Annotated in this window: 12 protein-coding genes; 11 read left to right on the forward strand and 1 reads right to left on the reverse strand. The window is 55.1% G+C overall.

What is annotated here, in order from left to right:
- The 10 genes from ACHUE7_RS00400 (at position 1) to ACHUE7_RS00445 (ending at position 13,326) form a co-directional block, all read left to right on the forward strand.
- Positions 1 to 1,668, forward strand: a complete 1,668-nt coding sequence (locus ACHUE7_RS00400; RefSeq protein WP_394168202.1) for a hypothetical protein — start codon at positions 1 to 3, stop codon at positions 1,666 to 1,668.
- Between the two features lie 110 nt (positions 1,669 to 1,778).
- On the forward strand, positions 1,779 to 4,619 hold the full coding sequence (locus ACHUE7_RS00405) for a hypothetical protein (RefSeq protein WP_394168203.1): 2,841 nt from the start codon (positions 1,779 to 1,781) through the stop codon (positions 4,617 to 4,619).
- Between the two features lie 123 nt (positions 4,620 to 4,742).
- A complete protein-coding gene (locus ACHUE7_RS00410; protein ID WP_394168204.1) occupies positions 4,743 to 5,732 on the forward strand; it encodes a PAAR domain-containing protein in 990 nt (329 codons plus the stop codon).
- A gap of 493 nt (positions 5,733 to 6,225) precedes the next feature.
- Entirely contained in the window at positions 6,226 to 7,284 is a 1,059-nt protein-coding gene (rsgA, locus tag ACHUE7_RS00415; RefSeq protein ID WP_394168205.1) for a ribosome small subunit-dependent GTPase A, read from the forward strand.
- Between the two features lie 262 nt (positions 7,285 to 7,546).
- The gene (locus ACHUE7_RS00420) at positions 7,547 to 9,490 is read left to right on the forward strand and encodes a choice-of-anchor Q domain-containing protein (protein WP_394168206.1); all 1,944 of its coding nucleotides are present in this window, start codon (positions 7,547 to 7,549) and stop codon (positions 9,488 to 9,490) included.
- A gap of 113 nt (positions 9,491 to 9,603) precedes the next feature.
- On the forward strand, positions 9,604 to 11,136 hold the full coding sequence (locus ACHUE7_RS00425; RefSeq protein WP_394168207.1) for a glutamate synthase-related protein: 1,533 nt from the start codon (positions 9,604 to 9,606) through the stop codon (positions 11,134 to 11,136).
- A gap of 270 nt (positions 11,137 to 11,406) precedes the next feature.
- Complete coding sequence (locus tag ACHUE7_RS00430; protein ID WP_394168208.1) at positions 11,407 to 11,808, forward strand: GerW family sporulation protein; 402 nt, start codon at positions 11,407 to 11,409, stop codon at positions 11,806 to 11,808.
- 54 nt (positions 11,809 to 11,862) lie between these two features.
- Positions 11,863 to 12,126, forward strand: coding sequence for a hypothetical protein (locus ACHUE7_RS00435; protein ID WP_394168209.1), 264 nt, complete (start codon positions 11,863 to 11,865; stop codon positions 12,124 to 12,126).
- A 124-nt stretch (positions 12,127 to 12,250) separates the two neighbouring features.
- Positions 12,251 to 12,724 carry a GerW family sporulation protein gene (locus ACHUE7_RS00440; protein ID WP_394168210.1) on the forward strand — a complete coding sequence of 158 codons (474 nt, stop codon included), beginning with the start codon at positions 12,251 to 12,253 and terminating at the stop codon, positions 12,722 to 12,724.
- Complete coding sequence (locus tag ACHUE7_RS00445; protein ID WP_394168211.1) at positions 12,724 to 13,326, forward strand: DUF2953 domain-containing protein; 603 nt, start codon at positions 12,724 to 12,726, stop codon at positions 13,324 to 13,326. Before ACHUE7_RS00440 ends, ACHUE7_RS00445 begins: the two co-directional genes overlap by 1 nt.
- Before the next feature lie 126 nt (positions 13,327 to 13,452).
- Here the strand turns inward: ACHUE7_RS00445 and ACHUE7_RS00450 are convergent, their stop codons facing one another.
- Positions 13,453 to 14,238 carry a helix-turn-helix transcriptional regulator gene (locus tag ACHUE7_RS00450; protein WP_394168212.1) on the reverse strand — a complete coding sequence of 262 codons (786 nt, stop codon included), beginning with the start codon at positions 14,236 to 14,238 and terminating at the stop codon, positions 13,453 to 13,455.
- 200 nt (positions 14,239 to 14,438) lie between these two features.
- Between ACHUE7_RS00450 and ACHUE7_RS00455 the strand changes: the two genes are divergently transcribed.
- The gene (locus ACHUE7_RS00455) at positions 14,439 to 16,895 is read left to right on the forward strand and encodes a chitobiase/beta-hexosaminidase C-terminal domain-containing protein (protein WP_394168213.1); all 2,457 of its coding nucleotides are present in this window, start codon (positions 14,439 to 14,441) and stop codon (positions 16,893 to 16,895) included.
- Positions 16,896 to 16,975: the final 80 nt, after the last annotated feature.

Below are 16,975 nucleotides of genomic sequence, written 5' to 3' on the forward strand. Positions count from 1 at the left end.
GTGAATCATAAAACACCGTGGGTCCCCCTGGCCGGGTTGTTGGCCTTGATTCTGCTGGCCGGGTGCAATGCCTCAGGCTCGGGGTCGGCCGAGAACAGCGACAACACACCGGGCAATGGCAGCGGTGGCCAGGCAGACGCCTCAGCTGGAACCTACGTTGGGCTCGGGCCGCTGGCGCCCGGTTCAACCGTCGAGTTTTTCGAGCTGGATCCGATGACCGGTCAGCGTAACACCGGAGGTGCCGTCGCAACGGCCACCGTTGATGATCGCGGTGCCTATACGTTGCCACCGCTCAACACCCGCTGGGTTGAAGCCGTTGCCAACGATGACTATCTGGATCTTTATACCATTGGCACCCGCTATACCGAAGACGCGCCGGCGAACGTCAGCGCTATTCTGGATACAGAAGACAATAGCCCGGGACTAAACGTTCATTTGTTTACCCATTTGGTTGCAGAGCGTGCCAAGTGGCTATTGTTAAACAGCGAATCGGAATCTGTTTCAGCGGCTATGGAACAGGCGAGGCAGGAGTTTTCGGAAGACTGGGCTTTGACCCTTTCACCGGAAGCACTGCACTTTTTTTATGAACCGGATGCACCGGTCACAGATTTGGATGACTACGCCAAACTGCTGGCCGCCTCTTCCTATGTCTCCAGATACACACCAGACGATCCCAGTTGGCTCAGTGACCTTGCAAGTGACTATTCACAATCACGGCTGACGCTGGAATCCGGTGCTCTGTTTGATATGACCGAAGCACTCTCAACACGGTCCCAGTTTTATTCAGACAGAGCCATCTCACGGATGGAGCGGGTTTTTCGCGATGAAGACAGACCCACTTACTGGCAACTGTTTGCACGCACACTGAGCGGGTGTGAAGCCGCCAGGGCGTTTTCAAGCCGCACCATCGTTTGCCTGGGCGAAGACCGCGATACCATCGAGACGGTCATCCCGAGTGGGGACGGTACCTATACCAAAACCCTCTACTTCCACCCCAGAGCAACGGGCATGTGGGCGCTGGAAGTGTCGATGCAGGAAAACTGCGACGTTAACTGGACGTCGTATCTCGGTGAAACAAGCAGCACCAGTATGGCCAGTGACAGCACGACTGACAGAGTAAGCCACAAGCTGATCTCCGGTCGCCGGCTGATCCAGGGGTTGTACCGGCTTGAAGTGCGGTTCAACCGGGATGACTGCCTGGTGCAAAAGGCAACCCTGAATTTTCGCAAGGTCGCAACCGGGACCGACAGCGCGACGAGTCGCGGATTGTATTTAATCGAGAAGGGTGAGCAGTTCAGCGGCGTGGTGGGTAACTACGAAAATCCAACGGCCAATATTGAATTGTCGTCGACACGCGCCTACCTGTTTTACCGCAACGCCACTCAGGGCGTTTCCGATGTCGAGTTCACACTGAACTATGACAACAGCGGTGCAGTGGCGTTGGATCTGCACGTGGAGGAGTATTATACCAATCAATTCGGCTCGGGGTTCATCGGCATTGGCGCTCAGTCGACAAACGAGTCAGTCGGGCAATTGACACAAATCTATGAACTGGAACCATCGACGCCCTATCGCGTCTGGGTCGAGAACGTCAGTGCGGATACCACAACTTCCCTCAATGACTTCAGAGCAAACGGACGGCGGTTTTTCGAGTTGACGATCCAATAACCAACCATTAATCAACCACCACACGCGCCTGGCCCGGGATGGTCGGGCGCATCGACGGTAATACCCGGGCCAGTCATGTTTGGGCCCATTTTCCGGATGGAGACTGAACGATGAACAAAAAGTCGATGGCCGCTGTCATTGTGTTGGTGTCACTGGGGCTGATGGGGTGCAATAGCTCCAGTTCATCGAACTCGTCGACTGATCAGACGACCACGCCGATCTCAGAGGATGCCATTACAGAAAACGACCTGGATCTGTCGGCTGTCACGCTGAGTCAATCAAAGGTCGCTCCCCTGACCCGCATTTTCCTGAACAACGTACCAGCCTCGGTTACAGAAACCGATTTATACATCGAGTTCAGGTTGCAATCGGATGCGCAGATCGTTGGCCCGGACAATTCAAGCGACAATGGTTTTGCCGCCGTTGTCCGCGAAGAAGGCGAGGGTGACGAAGAACCCAGCTATTGGCTGTCGGCACCACTGGCCGATCCGGATGGGGCTGACCTGGCCCTGCGAGTGACCGATGGGGCCAGTTACAGCAAGGTATTGAACCTGGAAGTCGAGGCGCTGCCACAGGCTAACACTGACATCACACTTGATAATGTGCTGGATGAAGTTGAAGCCCTGTTGCAAACCGTTACCGAAGCCTATGGACTGACTTATCCGGGTGACCTGCAAGCGATGATCGACACGCCGGCCAGTGTACGTGTCGAATACTTACCGCTGATACGCGCCTACAACGCTATCGGCAATCCGGATAACCCTGAGGGTCTGCGTCAACAGACATTCGGCGCTGAAACCCGGAACGTGCTGAACCGCATGCTCGCTCACTGGCAACCAGAAAGCGGGATTCGCAAGCGTGCCGAGTTTGTTCTCCAGAACGATGATCTGATAGAGGAAGTCGTTCCCTATTTCGACGTATCCGCAGGTACAGCTCCTGACCTGAGGTCGTTCAGCAATGGCGATCTTACTGGTCGAAGTCTGGCACCTGGCGCACGATCAACCACGCCAGATCCGCTTGAGGATTTGATGCTGCCTGCGCAAATTGATATCGATTCCCCGAGCGACCTGGAATACTGGATGCGCCGCTACGGCGAAATGTATCGCCTGCAAAGAGACATTCAACTCGCGGTCGATATCACCGAAGACGTAGTCATGGTGATTGGTGCGGCGGCCGTCGTTGCCTCGGGTCCGGCTGGAGTGCAGGGTGCCGCCAGCGTGGTTGCCCTGTCGCAAGCTGCCGATACGGCCGTCAGCATTGCGGGTTACACCAACGATGCCTTTCGCATGGTGCGTGCATTTGCACCGTGCTGCATGATCGATATTCAACTCGAACTGTCACCGGCTTCCGGCATTGTTGGCAATGAAGATGCGGCCAGCCCGGCGCTGCTGGTGCAGAAGGTTAACGCCTTCGCCACCAGCGATGCCATCGATCTGGCCGGTGAACTGATGAGCATTGCCATCGACGAAACCGCTGGCAAAGTATCTGGCAAATTGTCAGAACGGTTCGAGAATTCCGACTTGGCTGAGCTTGCCATTTCCAACACGCTTGAAAGCGTATACGACGGTTACGACTTCGTTGGCAAGCGAACTTATTTCAGCTGGACGGTCAACCTGAATGGGTATGATCCGGAGCGCTGGGTTGATGTTGAGCTGGACGGCATTGCCGGTGGGCCGGTCGTATTCAAACAACTGGAAACCCGATTCGAACAGTTCCGGTTTGACCTCGACGAAACCACCTTCTTTGGACAAGAACACGCGTCCACCATACTGCGTGCCGGGCCAAAACAAGACGCTTTCGATTTTGGCCCCTGGCACCCGCCCATTCCCGGTGGTTCCAGTGAAATCAGTGCTGAAACAATTGAAGTAACCGCATCACCGGGTTTAGTCCGAATTGAGGAACCCGGTGAAGAGATTGAATTCACCGTCACGGTGAGCAATGCCGTCGATTATAGCCTGGACGACTCCGAGCTTTATGATCTGGATCCTTCCTTTGGCAGTGTTGCCGGAGTAATAAGCGGCCAAAACACGGGCGTCTACACCTATCGCTACACAGCGCCGGAAGGCGAGCTTCCCGAGAGGTTCTTCGTAACGCTGACCGCTGAATCCCGGCTAGGGGTGCGAGGCCGTACGCCCAACCCGGCCGAACGCTTTACCACCCTGGCGTTCACAGCGGACCAACCGCGCTTGTTGATCGAGCCCGGTGGTGCCTGCCTGGAAGTCGGTAGCCAGCAAGCGTTCACCGCCATCGACCCGGATAACGGTGACCCTCTGCCCGCAGACTGGTCGGTGAGCGGCCCCGCGACCCTGGTGGGCCCCGGCGTTGTTGCCGCGACAGGCGAAGGCACGATTACAGTGACCGCCACCCACCCGGACGACCCGGACCGGACTGACCAGATTCAATTCATAGCCGGTGATTGCACGTGCTGGTGGAGCGGTAGAGTGGAGGGCGACTTTGGCCATAGGCTTACCAGTGATGTGCTAACTATCGACTTCGACGACAACGGTGCGTTAACGGGCCTGGTATTAAATAGCAGTGCTACTGGCAATATGTTTTTAAACGCCAGTTCGCCCATTCCCCCTGGCGCACTGGGGACGTTCACCTTAGCTGAAAATCAGGGGCTGGACTCAACTAAATCGGGCCGTCTCCAGACTTGGGTAAACCCAGCGCCGCTGGAACCCGCTCAATCTGGACTGCCCCCTATCTCGAATTTGGAACTAACACTCACACGCCACGAAATGCTCGACCAGGGCGCCTATGCCGAACTGGTCGCACCCGGAACAAGGCGGCTGACAGGTACCATTACGGGTACCGCAGTCAATGATTACATCGACTATGAGCAGGGCGGATACCAACGGCTTCAGGGCCGTTTGAACGCCAGCTTTCAAGGGGACTTCTGGGTGGATCTTGGCAATAACCGGCTCAATTGCAGCCGTGGCCTGGGCTTGTAGCCTGTTGTGATGTGTGACGAGGTTACCCGGGCCCATATCAGAGGTGCCTGCTGTATATACCCTGAAAAATTGGCTGCCAATAAGGTCGCCCAAAACCGGTGCCTTAACCATAGAGGGAATGTCATGGAGTCTATCAAACACTGCGCACCTGTCGCCGTGTGTATCCTGGGCTTACTGATCGCTGGCTGTAACGACACTGGCAGCAGTGAAATCGCTGAAGTGAGTGGCGATGAATTTAGCGAGTTGTCGAACCGCTTCGATGAGTTACAGTCAGCCAATAACTTGCTTGCTGATCAACTGAAAGACCTGGCCGCCCAATTGACTGACAGTAACCAGGGTCTTATGGAATTAGCCGAGCAACTGGCGATGGTCGAAGGAATCTTGTCTTGCGTCGATGAAGATCAGGCTGTGCAAAGTTTTGTCATCGAAAATTGCAATTTAATCGTTCGAAACGGGTCAGGCAGTACAGCCAGTTCAACAGGGCTGGGCAATTTGATTATTGGGTATAATGCGGATGATTTTTTGAGCAAGGACAGGACAGGCAGTCATAATCTGATTATTGGTGATGAACACCAGTACAGCGCCTATGGCGGTTTGGTTGCCGGTTTTCAAAACTCGATTTCCAGTCCTTATGCAACCGTCACGGGTGGCAGAGACAACGCTGCCGTGCATGAGTACGCGAGTATCAGTGGCGGTCGTGGCTTGAGTACGTCACTGAACGAGGCTTGGGTTGCCGGTCACCTTGACTCGAATGGGTCGACTTTATCCCTAGACGCGGAAACGGTTAGTTTAAGCGCAACAGACTTATTGAATCTTACGTCGATGAACACTATTGAAGTTGAGGCGGGCTCCGACATGTCAATGGTATCACAGAGCAACATGAGTGTTCGCGGTATGAGTAGCCTCAGTTTAAACAGTTATGGACTTGCAACACTTGAAGGGTCGAGTGGAGTTAGTCTGAATAGTTCAGCAATGCTCGAAATACTTGGCTCTCTGGTAACTATTAATGGGGGCGGTGCTCCTGCAGCCCGGATGGGCGATTCAGTAGTGGCGGCAGGCGGGTCGGGAACCATTGTGACTGGTGAGCCTACCGTGTTGATTGGGGGTTGGTAGTAAATTCGCTGGTATGAGCTGTTGATAGCATCAACCCAACGTTCTGTCGTAGTTAAATGACCCGTTAGCTCATAATCGACGAAAGATGTTCGATGCCCGCCTTCAATATTACCCGCGCATACTTGCCGACCGTGTCTTTACGCATGCTTACCAAGGGTACAGTTTTACTGTTGAACTGGAAGTTTCTGTGGCAGACTCTGTTGCGTCGGGCCAAAGGTGGTCTGTCTACCAACGTTCAACAGGAGGATTTTTTATGTCTCGCACCCTGGCAATTGCTTGCAAGGCGTTACGGGCCTGATACGACGCACCGTGTCCTCGAATAGTTTCCCGATGACATTCTGCATCGGGTAGAAGCCACATCTTTATCGTCGATTTCCCGTTACGCCTCACATAGATCCCGAATGACGCAGCCTTTAGCTTGCGTGTGGATTTTTATTGCCTGGCGATTGTCATAGGCTGACAGTCGCCAGACCCAATACAGGTATGGAAATCGATGACTCCTACTATTTCGTTGGCTGAACTCGGCTGGCGCCCCCTATTTCAACAAGCCCTTACTCTGGACCAACTGGAAAGCGGCGTTATTGCGCGCGTTCTGGGTGTCGACCGGGACCGCCTGCTGCTGCGCGGTGAACAGTCCCAGTGGCACGAACCACTGGAAAAACGCTGGCACGATGTGGCGATTGATGAGCGCCCCACCGTGGGCGACTGGGTCTGGTTGCAGCCAGACGTGCCCGGAACCCTGATGTTGCTGCCACGCCAAACGCTGTTGCAACGGGTTGCCTCAGGTACTGAACCCAAACCGCAACTGTTGGCGGCTAACATCGATACGTTGCTGATTGTGTCGTCCTGTAACGCCGATTTTAACCCGGCGCGGCTTGAGCGCTATTTGGCGCTGGCGCTGGAGGCGGGTGCCATGCCTGTCTTTGTACTGACCAAAGCCGACCTGAGCAGCGAGGTCGACCATTACCGGGAGGCAGCGCAAACGCTGCATGCCTCAACTCCGGTGGTGGTGTTGAACGCACTCGATCGCAATGCGGTTGATCAGTTGAAACCCTGGTTGGCCCCCGGACAGACGGTGGCCATACTCGGCTCCTCTGGTGTGGGTAAAACCACGCTGACCAACACCCTGCTCGGTGAAGGACGCTTCAGCACCGCCGGTATTCGCGAACAGGATGCCAAGGGGCGGCATACCACCACCGCCCGCCAAATGGTGCACTTGCCCGACGGCGGATGGATTGTCGACACACCCGGCATGAGGGAGTTGCGACTGGGTGATGCCAGCGACGGTATTGACCGTGTCTTTGATGACATCGTCGAACTGACCCGACACTGCCGGTTTGCGGATTGCCAGCATCAGGGTGATCAGGGGTGTGCATTGGCAGCGGCCTTAGAGCAGGGAACACTGGATTCGAAACGACTCCAGCGGTTCCTGAAACTCAGGCGGGAAAGCCAGAATGCCCAACAGACGGTGTGGGAGCGCCGGAAGCGCTACAAGGCTTTTGGTAAGATGGCTCGTCGTGTACAACAGGCTAAAAACGAGAAAAAACGATGAGATCGATTCAGTTCAAGTAAGTAACCTAACCTTTCAGGGCCGGCATCATGTCGGCCCTTTTTACATCTACCAGTGTTTGCTTTTTAAAACCGATTTTCCATATTGGTAACGCACTGATTTTATTGGAAACGCTAGCAGCTGGCTCGGGAATTGCTGGGTCCCAACGAATGTGTATGCTCGTTGTAACCCGTGGTATCTGCTTGTTGTCAGAATGGTTGAAAGTACATTCAAATTAACCCGATAAAGACAGGACGCAGACTCCATGGTGTTTCAAAAAATAACGCATGCACTTCTGTTGTTAATGCTCTCCCTGGCCGTTGCTCACGGCGCAACCCTGACAGTGACGACCACCAGTGATACCACGGCCAATGATGGTGTGTGCTCGTTGCGCGAAGCCATCAGTTCGGCGAACAGTAATGCGGCCTCGGGCGCCGCTAACGGTGAATGCCCGGCGGGGGATTCAGCCACCACCGATCGCGTTGTCCTGCCTGCTGGTACCTTTAATCTGAGCAGTACGCTCACGATTGCCGAAGACCTGGTTCTGCAAGGTGTCAGTAAGACGGATACGGTGCTCGATGGCGGTAATTCGGTCCGTGTCCTGAACCTGGCCAGTGGGGCCGATTTGGAGGTCATTCAGCTTCGGATTGCGAATGGCAGTATAGCCAGTCCGGGAGCGGGTTTATACGCGACTACCAACTCAGTTGTGACGATTCGGGACAGTCAATTCAGCGGTAATGCATCTGCAAGCACGGGCGGGGGCATTTTTTCAAACTTCGCATTTTTGAATATCTACGACAGCACATTTACCAACAATTCCGCATCCAGTGGTGGTGCAATCTATGGTGATTACAGCACGGTCACAATAAGAGGCAGTTCTTTTTCCGGTAACTCAACATCGAGTAACGGTGGCGCCATTTATAGTGAGTACGGACTGCTCGACATTAAAGAATCCAGTCTTACCAGTAACACGGCATCCTCAGACGGTGGTGCCATTTTTACCTATGACTACGGAGTGACAGAACTGGATGACGTGACGCTTACCAGCAATACGGCCAGCGGGGATGGTGGTGCCGTCCATATGGAGAGTTATAGTCTGTTGACGGTGCGCAACAGTCAGTTTGGCAACAATTCGGCAGGGTCAGAAGGCGGTGCAATCTTTGCCTATTATTCAGCGACGGTAGATTTGGTCAATACCAGTGTGTCCGACAATGAAGCGTCGTCCCATGGCGGTGGCTTATACATTCAAGAAGCTACGCTGATCACTCTGAACAGCCAGATAGACAACAATACCAGTGGCGATGATGGCGGAGGGTTTTACCTTGACTACCCAGCAAGTGCAACGCTCACCAATACGTCACTGATGGGCAATACGGCGGCCGATGGTGGGGGCGGTGTCTATGTTTATTACGCGCCACTAACACTCTTTAATGTCAGCATTGCTGACAATACAGCAACGGCGGGCGGCGGCGGCGGAATATACAACGAGGGTGGACCTCTGCGAATTGAACAATCAATTATGAGAGACAATGGTGCCGAATCCGGAGGTGGTGGTATTTACGTTGAAGATCAAGTTTCACTGATTCTGACCAATACCACCGTGAGTGGCAACAGTGTCAACAGTGGTGACGGTGGCGGTTTGTATCTGGGCTCGAACATTCAAGCAGAACTGCGCAGTGTTACCCTGGTGGACAACTCAGCCTCCGGGTCGGGAGGCGGCGTTTATAAAGACGACACCGGCTCACTGCTCGCCTACAACAACAGCATTATCGCCGGCAATACGGCAACTTCGGATGCCGATTGTGCAATTGAAGAAAACACGCTGTCACGGGGTTTCAATGTGCTTGGCAATGGCACCGGCTGCCCCACTCAGGCGACCGACCAATCCATAAACGCACCGGCGGTATTCGACGACTTGCTTGCGTCATTGGCTGGCAACGGCGGACCTACCCTGACACACGCCCTGGTTGCAGGAAGCATAGGCGACAACGCGGGCGATAACGACAACTGCCCCGATGTTGATCAGCGCGGTACCCAGCGACAGCAGAACGGTCGCAACTGCGATATTGGCGCCTATGAGCGAGTCAATTCATCCAGCAGTTCCGGTGGCGGAGGTAGCGGTGGCGGCATGAGCTGGTGGCTGGCTATGCTGGGTGCACTACTGGTGTTTGGTAGAAAAGCTGCGGTACGCCCTCCCGTTCAGAGCTAAGGTGGCTGGGGTGGCGTCGTAGGCGACAGGCTCCCTTCCAGTAACCCAGGCAAGCTTCGGGTTCAGCGTCTAACCTGTTCAGACGTTGATCCGAAGTTTGCATTGGAGGCCCCATGGCTGAGCAACCCCTTATTGCCGCTAAAAAACCCGCGAAAGTAGAACTGAAGCAGGGTGAATCCTACACCTGGTGCCGTTGCGGGCGCTCTTCCAACCAACCGTTTTGCGACGGTTCTCACAAGGGTACCGGCATTACGCCCGTTACTTTCAAGGCCGAATCCTCCGGTGATGCCTGGCTGTGCCAGTGCAAAGCCACGGGTGATGCGCCGTTCTGCGACGGTACCCATAAAAAGTTGACTGACTATAACGAGGGTGACCCCTCTCCCTCGATGATTCAATCCGGCGCGCCGAAAGCCGAGGCCACGCCTGAAGAGCCCACCGTGGCCCGTATTCACGAACTGGCTCGCGATGGTCTGAGCAAGCTCGGCCACCACGGTGAAATGGGTGCCATGGGCGTGCCGCGCAAAGACCTGCCGCACTGGGATGACCTGCAAATACTACCCGCCCAACTGGCCCGCAAACCCCTGCTGGACGATGTAGAGGTGGATACTCGCGTCGTCATCGGGCCCCGTGCAAAGAAGCCGCTGGTGCTCGACATTCCGCTGTTTGTGTCCGATATGAGCTTTGGAGCCCTCTCCGAGGAAGCCAAAGTCGCTCTGGCCAAAGGTGCCGAGCTCGCTGGCACCGGTATTTGTTCGGGTGAGGGCGGTATACTGCCTGAAGAACAGGCCGCCAATTCACGCTATTTCTACGAACTGGCGTCGGCCCGTTTTGGTTGGGACATCGAGACCGCGGCCCGGGTTCAGGCCTTTCATTTCAAGGGAGGCCAGGGTGCCAAAACCGGAACGGGAGGTCATTTGCCCGGCAATAAAGTCACCGACAAAATCGCAGAAGTCCGTGGCCTGAAAAAAGGTGAAGATGCCATTTCTCCGGCCACCTTCACCGACCTGGTGACACCGGCAGATTTCAAAGCCCTGGGCGATGAAGTGCGGGAACGTTCAGGCGGTATTCCCATTGGTTTTAAGCTCTCGGCCAATCACATAGAAGCCGACATCGACTTCGCGCTTGAGGCGGGTGCCGATTACATCATTCTCGATGGCCGGGGTGGTGGCACAGGCGCGGCGCCACTGATATTCCGCAATAATATTTCAATCCCCAGCATGGCGGCTCTTGCTCGCGCGCGGCGCCACCTCGATCGCACGGTCGGGCGTGATGTCACCCTGGTGATTACCGGGGGGCTGCGGATGCCGGAAGACTTTGTAAAAGCGCTCGCGCTCGGTGCGGACGCCGTTGCGATCGCCAACTCCGCGATCCAGGCGGTCGGCTGTGTGGCCGCGCGTATGTGCAACACCAACAATTGCCCCGCTGGCATTGCCACCCAAAAACCCGAATTACGGGCGAGGTTAAACGTTGATGAGAGTGCTGAACGCCTGGCGCGTTATCTGGGCGCCAGTGTCGAACTGATGCAGGTGCTCGCCCGCGCCTGCGGCCACTCACGCCTGGCCGACTTCGACCCGGAAGACCTGACCAGCTGGAAGCGGGAGATGGCCGAACTCACCGGCGTTCGCTATGCCGGCGTAGGCTACTAAGGCAAAAAACTGAACGTCAGTCGCGATGGTCGGGGTCGAGCCGGCCCCACGTTTACGCCTTAGTTGGATTTCCAGCTTGCCAGACAGGCTGGTCGTAAAGCCTTGTTCTATACACTGGTTTATGAAGGTTCATTACCGTAAAGTGACTTTTTACAGGGGCGCTTTAGGTAAGGTTCCGTCACGCTGATGCAATCGCTTTCGTGATGTGCTTGAAGGTAGTTTGAGCGAACACTGGCTTAGTTTCATTCAATAGCGCGTAGGGAACACAGTATGCCGAATGTAGAAGATTTACTGAAATCAACCATGACTGAGATCGAGCGGGTGCTTGATGCCAAGACAGTGGTCGGTCCGCCAGTCACGCACGGGGACACCACCGTTGTCCCACTGGTCAGTGTTGGGTTCGGCTTTGCCGCCGGTGGCGGTGCGGGTAATGTCGCCTCGGGCGACAAGGCCTCCGCAAAAGCCGAAGGTGGTGGCGGTATGGGTGCCGGTGGCGGCGGGGGCGTAAAGCCCGTTGCCGTTGTCATCATTGAAAAAGACTCGGTACGCCTGGAATCCATCAAGGGAACCGCGATCACCGTGATGGAAAAAGTCGTGGACGTTGTTGACAAGGTGGCTACCAGGAGCCAGAACAAGCGTAATAAAGACAGCGACGATGAAACGGGTGACTGAAGAGCGAAGCACTGCTCCGGTGTTGTGCACAAACGTTACGACGACATGAAGCCAATGACTGGAATCAGAGTCGGCAAACCGGTCGTCGTGGGTGATGTCACCATCATTCCGCTCGTCAATGTTCACATTCAGAGTGTGGCGCAGGCGGGTCGTTACTGGTTTCATGGGTCGGCCGATCCGTTTGCCGTCGTTGTTGTAAGCCAGGGGGTTGTCAGTGCCGTCGATATTGAGACTGGGGAATTCCCGATTGACGAGCTGATGACGAAAGTACCCGATCTCTCGGCCGTAATTCAATCATCACAAGATGCCCGTAGCTGAATGCCAGGTTTTGCTCGGGGTCCCGACACCAGGCATTAGACTGTTTAAAACCGTTGATCCACGCTTCTCAACGGTGTCGGATCAGCCAAACAAGGCCGGGTCGAAACAAACTGTGGAGCACAAAGTGAATAACATTGATGACCTTATCAAAACAGCTGTCGGTGAGATGGAGCGCCTTCTTAACGCCAAAACGGTCGTAGGCGAGCCCATCACTCACGGCGATACAACCATTGTCCCGCTGACGAGCGTGGGGTTTGGTTTTGGCGTTGGCAGTGGTTTCGGTGCCTCAACATCGAGTGATTCAGGCGATGGCTCCGGTATAGGGGTTGGCGGCGGTGGAGGCATTAAACCCGTTGCGGTGGTTATGATCGAGAAAGACACTGTCAGGCTTGAGAATATCAAAGGCAGCACGGTGACCGTTGCTGAGAAAATGGTTGATCTGGTCGATAAAGTAGCGACCAACAAACTAAAGACCGACGATCAAGCAACCGACGAAAAGACAGAAAGCAAGCCTGCATCCAGTAAGGCTAAGCCCCGCAAGCCAGCATCAAAAGCCCCCTCCCGAGCGAGAAGCAGCAGTCGTAGTAAAGGCGATTAATGGATTGGTTGCTGTTGTTTGTTTGGGTGCTGCTGTCGATACTGATCACCCTTGTGGTGCTGTTGGCCGTGCCATTGGAATGGCGGTTCAATGTTGAACTCGATGAAGATCATCGCGGCGCAGACAGCCACATCCGATGGCTGTTTGGGCTGGTGATCATACGCACGAGTAATGATCCCAAGTCTGACTCCAGCGAAAAACCCGCCAAGCCTAAAAAACGCAAGCCTAAGCGAAACCGGCAATCGCTCCGGCGGGTGCTATCGGTCGATGGGTTTGTTGGCCGCCTGCTAACACTGATTCGGCGTATCGTGTCGGCCATTCATATTGAACAACTCTCTGTACAGGCTCGACTTGGGCTGGGAGACCCGGCAGACACAGGCCAGCTGTGGGGAGTGATCGGACCCGTGACTGGCTTATTGTCTATTCCCAAAGCCACTCGAATTAACATAGAACCCGACTTCTTCAACGAAGTACTGGAATTTCAGAGCGACGGTCGTCTTCGGGTAATCCCACTTCGCTTGGTTGGCCTATTGTTGGGCTTTTTACTGTCATTCAACACATGGCGAGCTTTTCGTGCGATCAAAGCAGGCGCTCGTGAATAGTTTTCAGGTTTAGCCACTAATGAGCGTGTGAGGGCGGTTGAGTCTGGGCGTTGCGGTGTGACGTCTGGTTGTCTTTGTCGCTGGTCCAACTGCCTGCGATGGTGAGTTTCTGTCACATCCAGCCCGCTAGTGCGTTTGACCGTTCAACCACAACCCCAGTAACCCACTGCGTCCACGCACATTCAGCTTTCTGCACAAGCGGGCACAATAGGTGTGAACGGTCGATTGTGTCAGCCCCAGCTGGTCAGCGATTGCTTGCTCGGTTTCCGTGCTGAGCAGGGCTTCCAATACTCGACGTTCCGCAGGGGTCAACGGTGATTCAGCCACTTTGAGGCCGTATAGCGTTGCAACGCGCTGATGAAACCAGGCCATCGGCCGAACGGCGGTTTCAACCAGTTTGATGTCGTTGCTGGAAAAACCGGGCAGCGTCGGGTCCATTCGATGAAAGGACATCCAGGATTCAATGTCGTCGCTAAGAGGGGTCGTTACATAAAGGCCATCCACGATGCCGTGTTTTGCTAACAGAGACTGGTAAGACGGTCCGTACCGATCGTCAGAAACGACAGCCGCTTGTAAGGTGCCGATCCGAAACGTTCCGGCCTGGCTCATGGCAGAGCCTGCTGTCGATTCCGGGTCGAGCGATTCCATCAACCGGTATTGATCCATTTTTACCTCTTCCATCAGGTTCTGCTGGCTCGTGCTGTAAAAACCTGCCGAGCGCCAACCGTCCATCGGGTTGCCCGGTTCGTGTCGGTGCATGCGAACAACGCCGCACCAGCCTGCCACCTGGGCATCGAGTAATGCCGACAGTTCAGCCAACGCCCACTCTAAGGCTTCGCTGGTTTGGCGGGCGTCAAACTGGTGCAAGCGATCCCAAAGGTGGTGAATGCTCGCCTGATGAATCGGCATCATATCTGTGTCTCACAGTGAGTGTGTAAACCAGTGTTAGGTTGAATCATAACCTACCGAGCCCGACCAGTCTCTGTTTAGGGACTGTTCGGGCAGGGCGGGTGCCGATAGTGTGGGAGCATCTACAACTGAAGCCATTCCGGCTTGTTGTCTGTTGGTGGTGCCCGGGTTGAGTTCGGGCCTGTAAACCGGAGCTCTCCCCCATGATCAACCGATTTTCTCTTACGCCTGGCCAACTGGTACGGGCGCTGGCGGTCGGTATTGCAGCGTTGTCTGCATTACCGGCGCTCGGCTATAACTACCCACCCATATCGCAGACGGTGTCTAACAGCGGATACAATCTGCCCATCGGGAAAAGTCTGGGGCAGAGTTTCACGGCAACCGCCAGTGGCAACCTGGAGAGTCTGGGCCTGAGCACCAACGGTGCCTATTTGGATGTTGAACTGTATCGCGGTTCCGGGCGCGATGGTACGCGCTTGTACCGGCGGACCAATGTTCTGTTTAGTAATGTGGCGCCAGGCTCTGTGAATACGCACGAGCTTACACAGAACATCCTGGTTGAAGCGGGTGAGGTTTACACCTGGGTCATCAAGAACGTATCGCCTGCGGAGTTTGATGCCCGGTTTATTCATTCCAATTATTTTACCGATGGCGGCACCGACATAGATGCCTACCCGGCTGGTGAGCGGTTTGTGTTTGACCCAGCAGGGCCCTACCCGGAAGCAGACCTCGTTTTTCAGGTAATTATTTCGACCGATCTCGATATCGAAGGTCAGGGCGTGTTGATACAGGATGGTGACACGACACCCGCCGTTGCCGATGATACCGATTTTGGTGCCCAGGAAATTCGGCTCGAAACCGTGACCAAAACCTACGAAATAACCAATGTTTCAGGCAGGACGCTGACCCTTAGCGGAGCATCGATCACCAACCCGGACTATTTCAGCGTCAGCCGCCAGCCGGCAACGACACTGGCCAATAATGCCAGCACGAGCTTTGACATCACCTTTGCACCGGTGACGATTAATAACAACGCAACGGCACAAGTTACGGTGGCAAGCACCGGCATACCCAACCCCTATACGTTTTCCGTGAAAGGCGTGGGTTTGCGAGATACAACCCGCCCGGCTCCGGTGATTACCGGTCCTGACGCTATTCTAACCGGTCCGTTTTCAGTAGAGATTGATTTTAATGAGCCGGTTATCGGCTTGGAACCAAGCGACTTTACCGTTTCCCGGGCTCGGGCAAGCGGCATGTCGACACTGGGTAATGGCCGCTACCGTCTTAACATCATCCCCACCGGTGGCAGCCCTATTAGTGTGTATTTAGCGTCAGAACAAGCCACTGACCTGTCTTTGAATAACAACCTGAGCTCAAATGCCTACTTTAAAACCTATGTGGAGCGGTTTGATTTTGAAGATGAGACGGGTGAAGCATTGACGTCTCCGGTGGTGAACGCGGGCGAGCGTTTTGCGTTTACCCTGGCGCTGGGCAGTGGCGACTTTGATGTCAGCCCGGTGACGAATGAGTATGGTGCTTCCGGCACCGTCAGTACCGTTAACAGCCGAACCTTTCAATTCACACCCGCAACACAAGGTGCCTTTGCAGGTACGTACGAAATCACGCTGACCGACGCTGTGTCGGGCTGGTCCGACACACTGGAAATTCGAGTACCTCTGGCGCTCACGTTGTCTCGTACCGAATTGCTGGACCGGGGCGAACGGGCACTGGCTGATGTGACCGTCACCGGCGCAAGCCCGGGCACCGCGATTTCATTGGCACTGGCCAGCTCGGAGACAGAGGGTTTGCCGGTGTTGGCGCAAACGGAACTGACCTCGGCAGATGACAGCCCGGCGGGTCATCCGGCAACCACGACTCTAACCTCAGTAAACTTGCCGGATGTCGCAGTCGATGTCGAAATAACCGCATCCGCCTTCGGATACTTATCGGGCGAAGCAGCGGCGGAGGTGGTTCTAACGGCCGAATATCGCGGCCGTGTGACCGACTATTTGAACGGGCTGGATGAGGTGTCAGTGAGTTTGCTTGCCACCGAAAACGATGCGGTTCAACTCGACCAGCTTGGCGCCCCTTACCAGGCGCAAACAAATGCGTTGGGTGACTTTACTCTGGCCATTCCCGACGCGCTGCTGGCAACGCCGCTGACCTTGCAATTCGTTAAAGACGGTTTGGCTGTGTTAGCGATTGATGCCGGCGACTGTCTGACAGACCCTGATGGTTGTGACGTTGAAATGGTGTATTCACAAGCCGCGATTGCGCCCGTGTTCGATCAACCGACGGGCTTATATCAGGACCAGGTTATCGTGGAGCTCACCAGCGCCACCGAGGGGGCTACCATCAGCTACACACTCGACGGCAGCGAACCGACACCCGTGCACGGTCAGCGAATCAACAGCGGTGATGTTGTCATTCTGAGGGAGTCGGCCGTCATCGGCGCCCTGGCGTTTGCTGAAGGCCTGGCACCCTCGGCGGTCAGCCAGTCGGGTTATTTGATTCAGAAAACAGAGGCACCTGAAGAGTCGGAGGGCGAAAACAGTGGCAGCAGCAGTGGCAGCAGCGGCGGCAGTATGAGCACCTGGTTGAGCTTGCTGGCTCTGTTACTGTTCACCCATACCCTCTATTACCGACGTTATAGAGCTTAGTACCGATATCGGCATCGGTATCGGTCGGGGTAAACTGCGTATCTGGTTGTAAGATACGCAGTTTACCGCCGGTTTGTCGT

Origin of the sequence: Saccharospirillum alexandrii, assembly GCF_043641555.1 — a bacterium.
Taxonomy (GTDB): domain Bacteria; phylum Pseudomonadota; class Gammaproteobacteria; order Pseudomonadales; family Natronospirillaceae; genus Saccharospirillum; species Saccharospirillum alexandrii_A.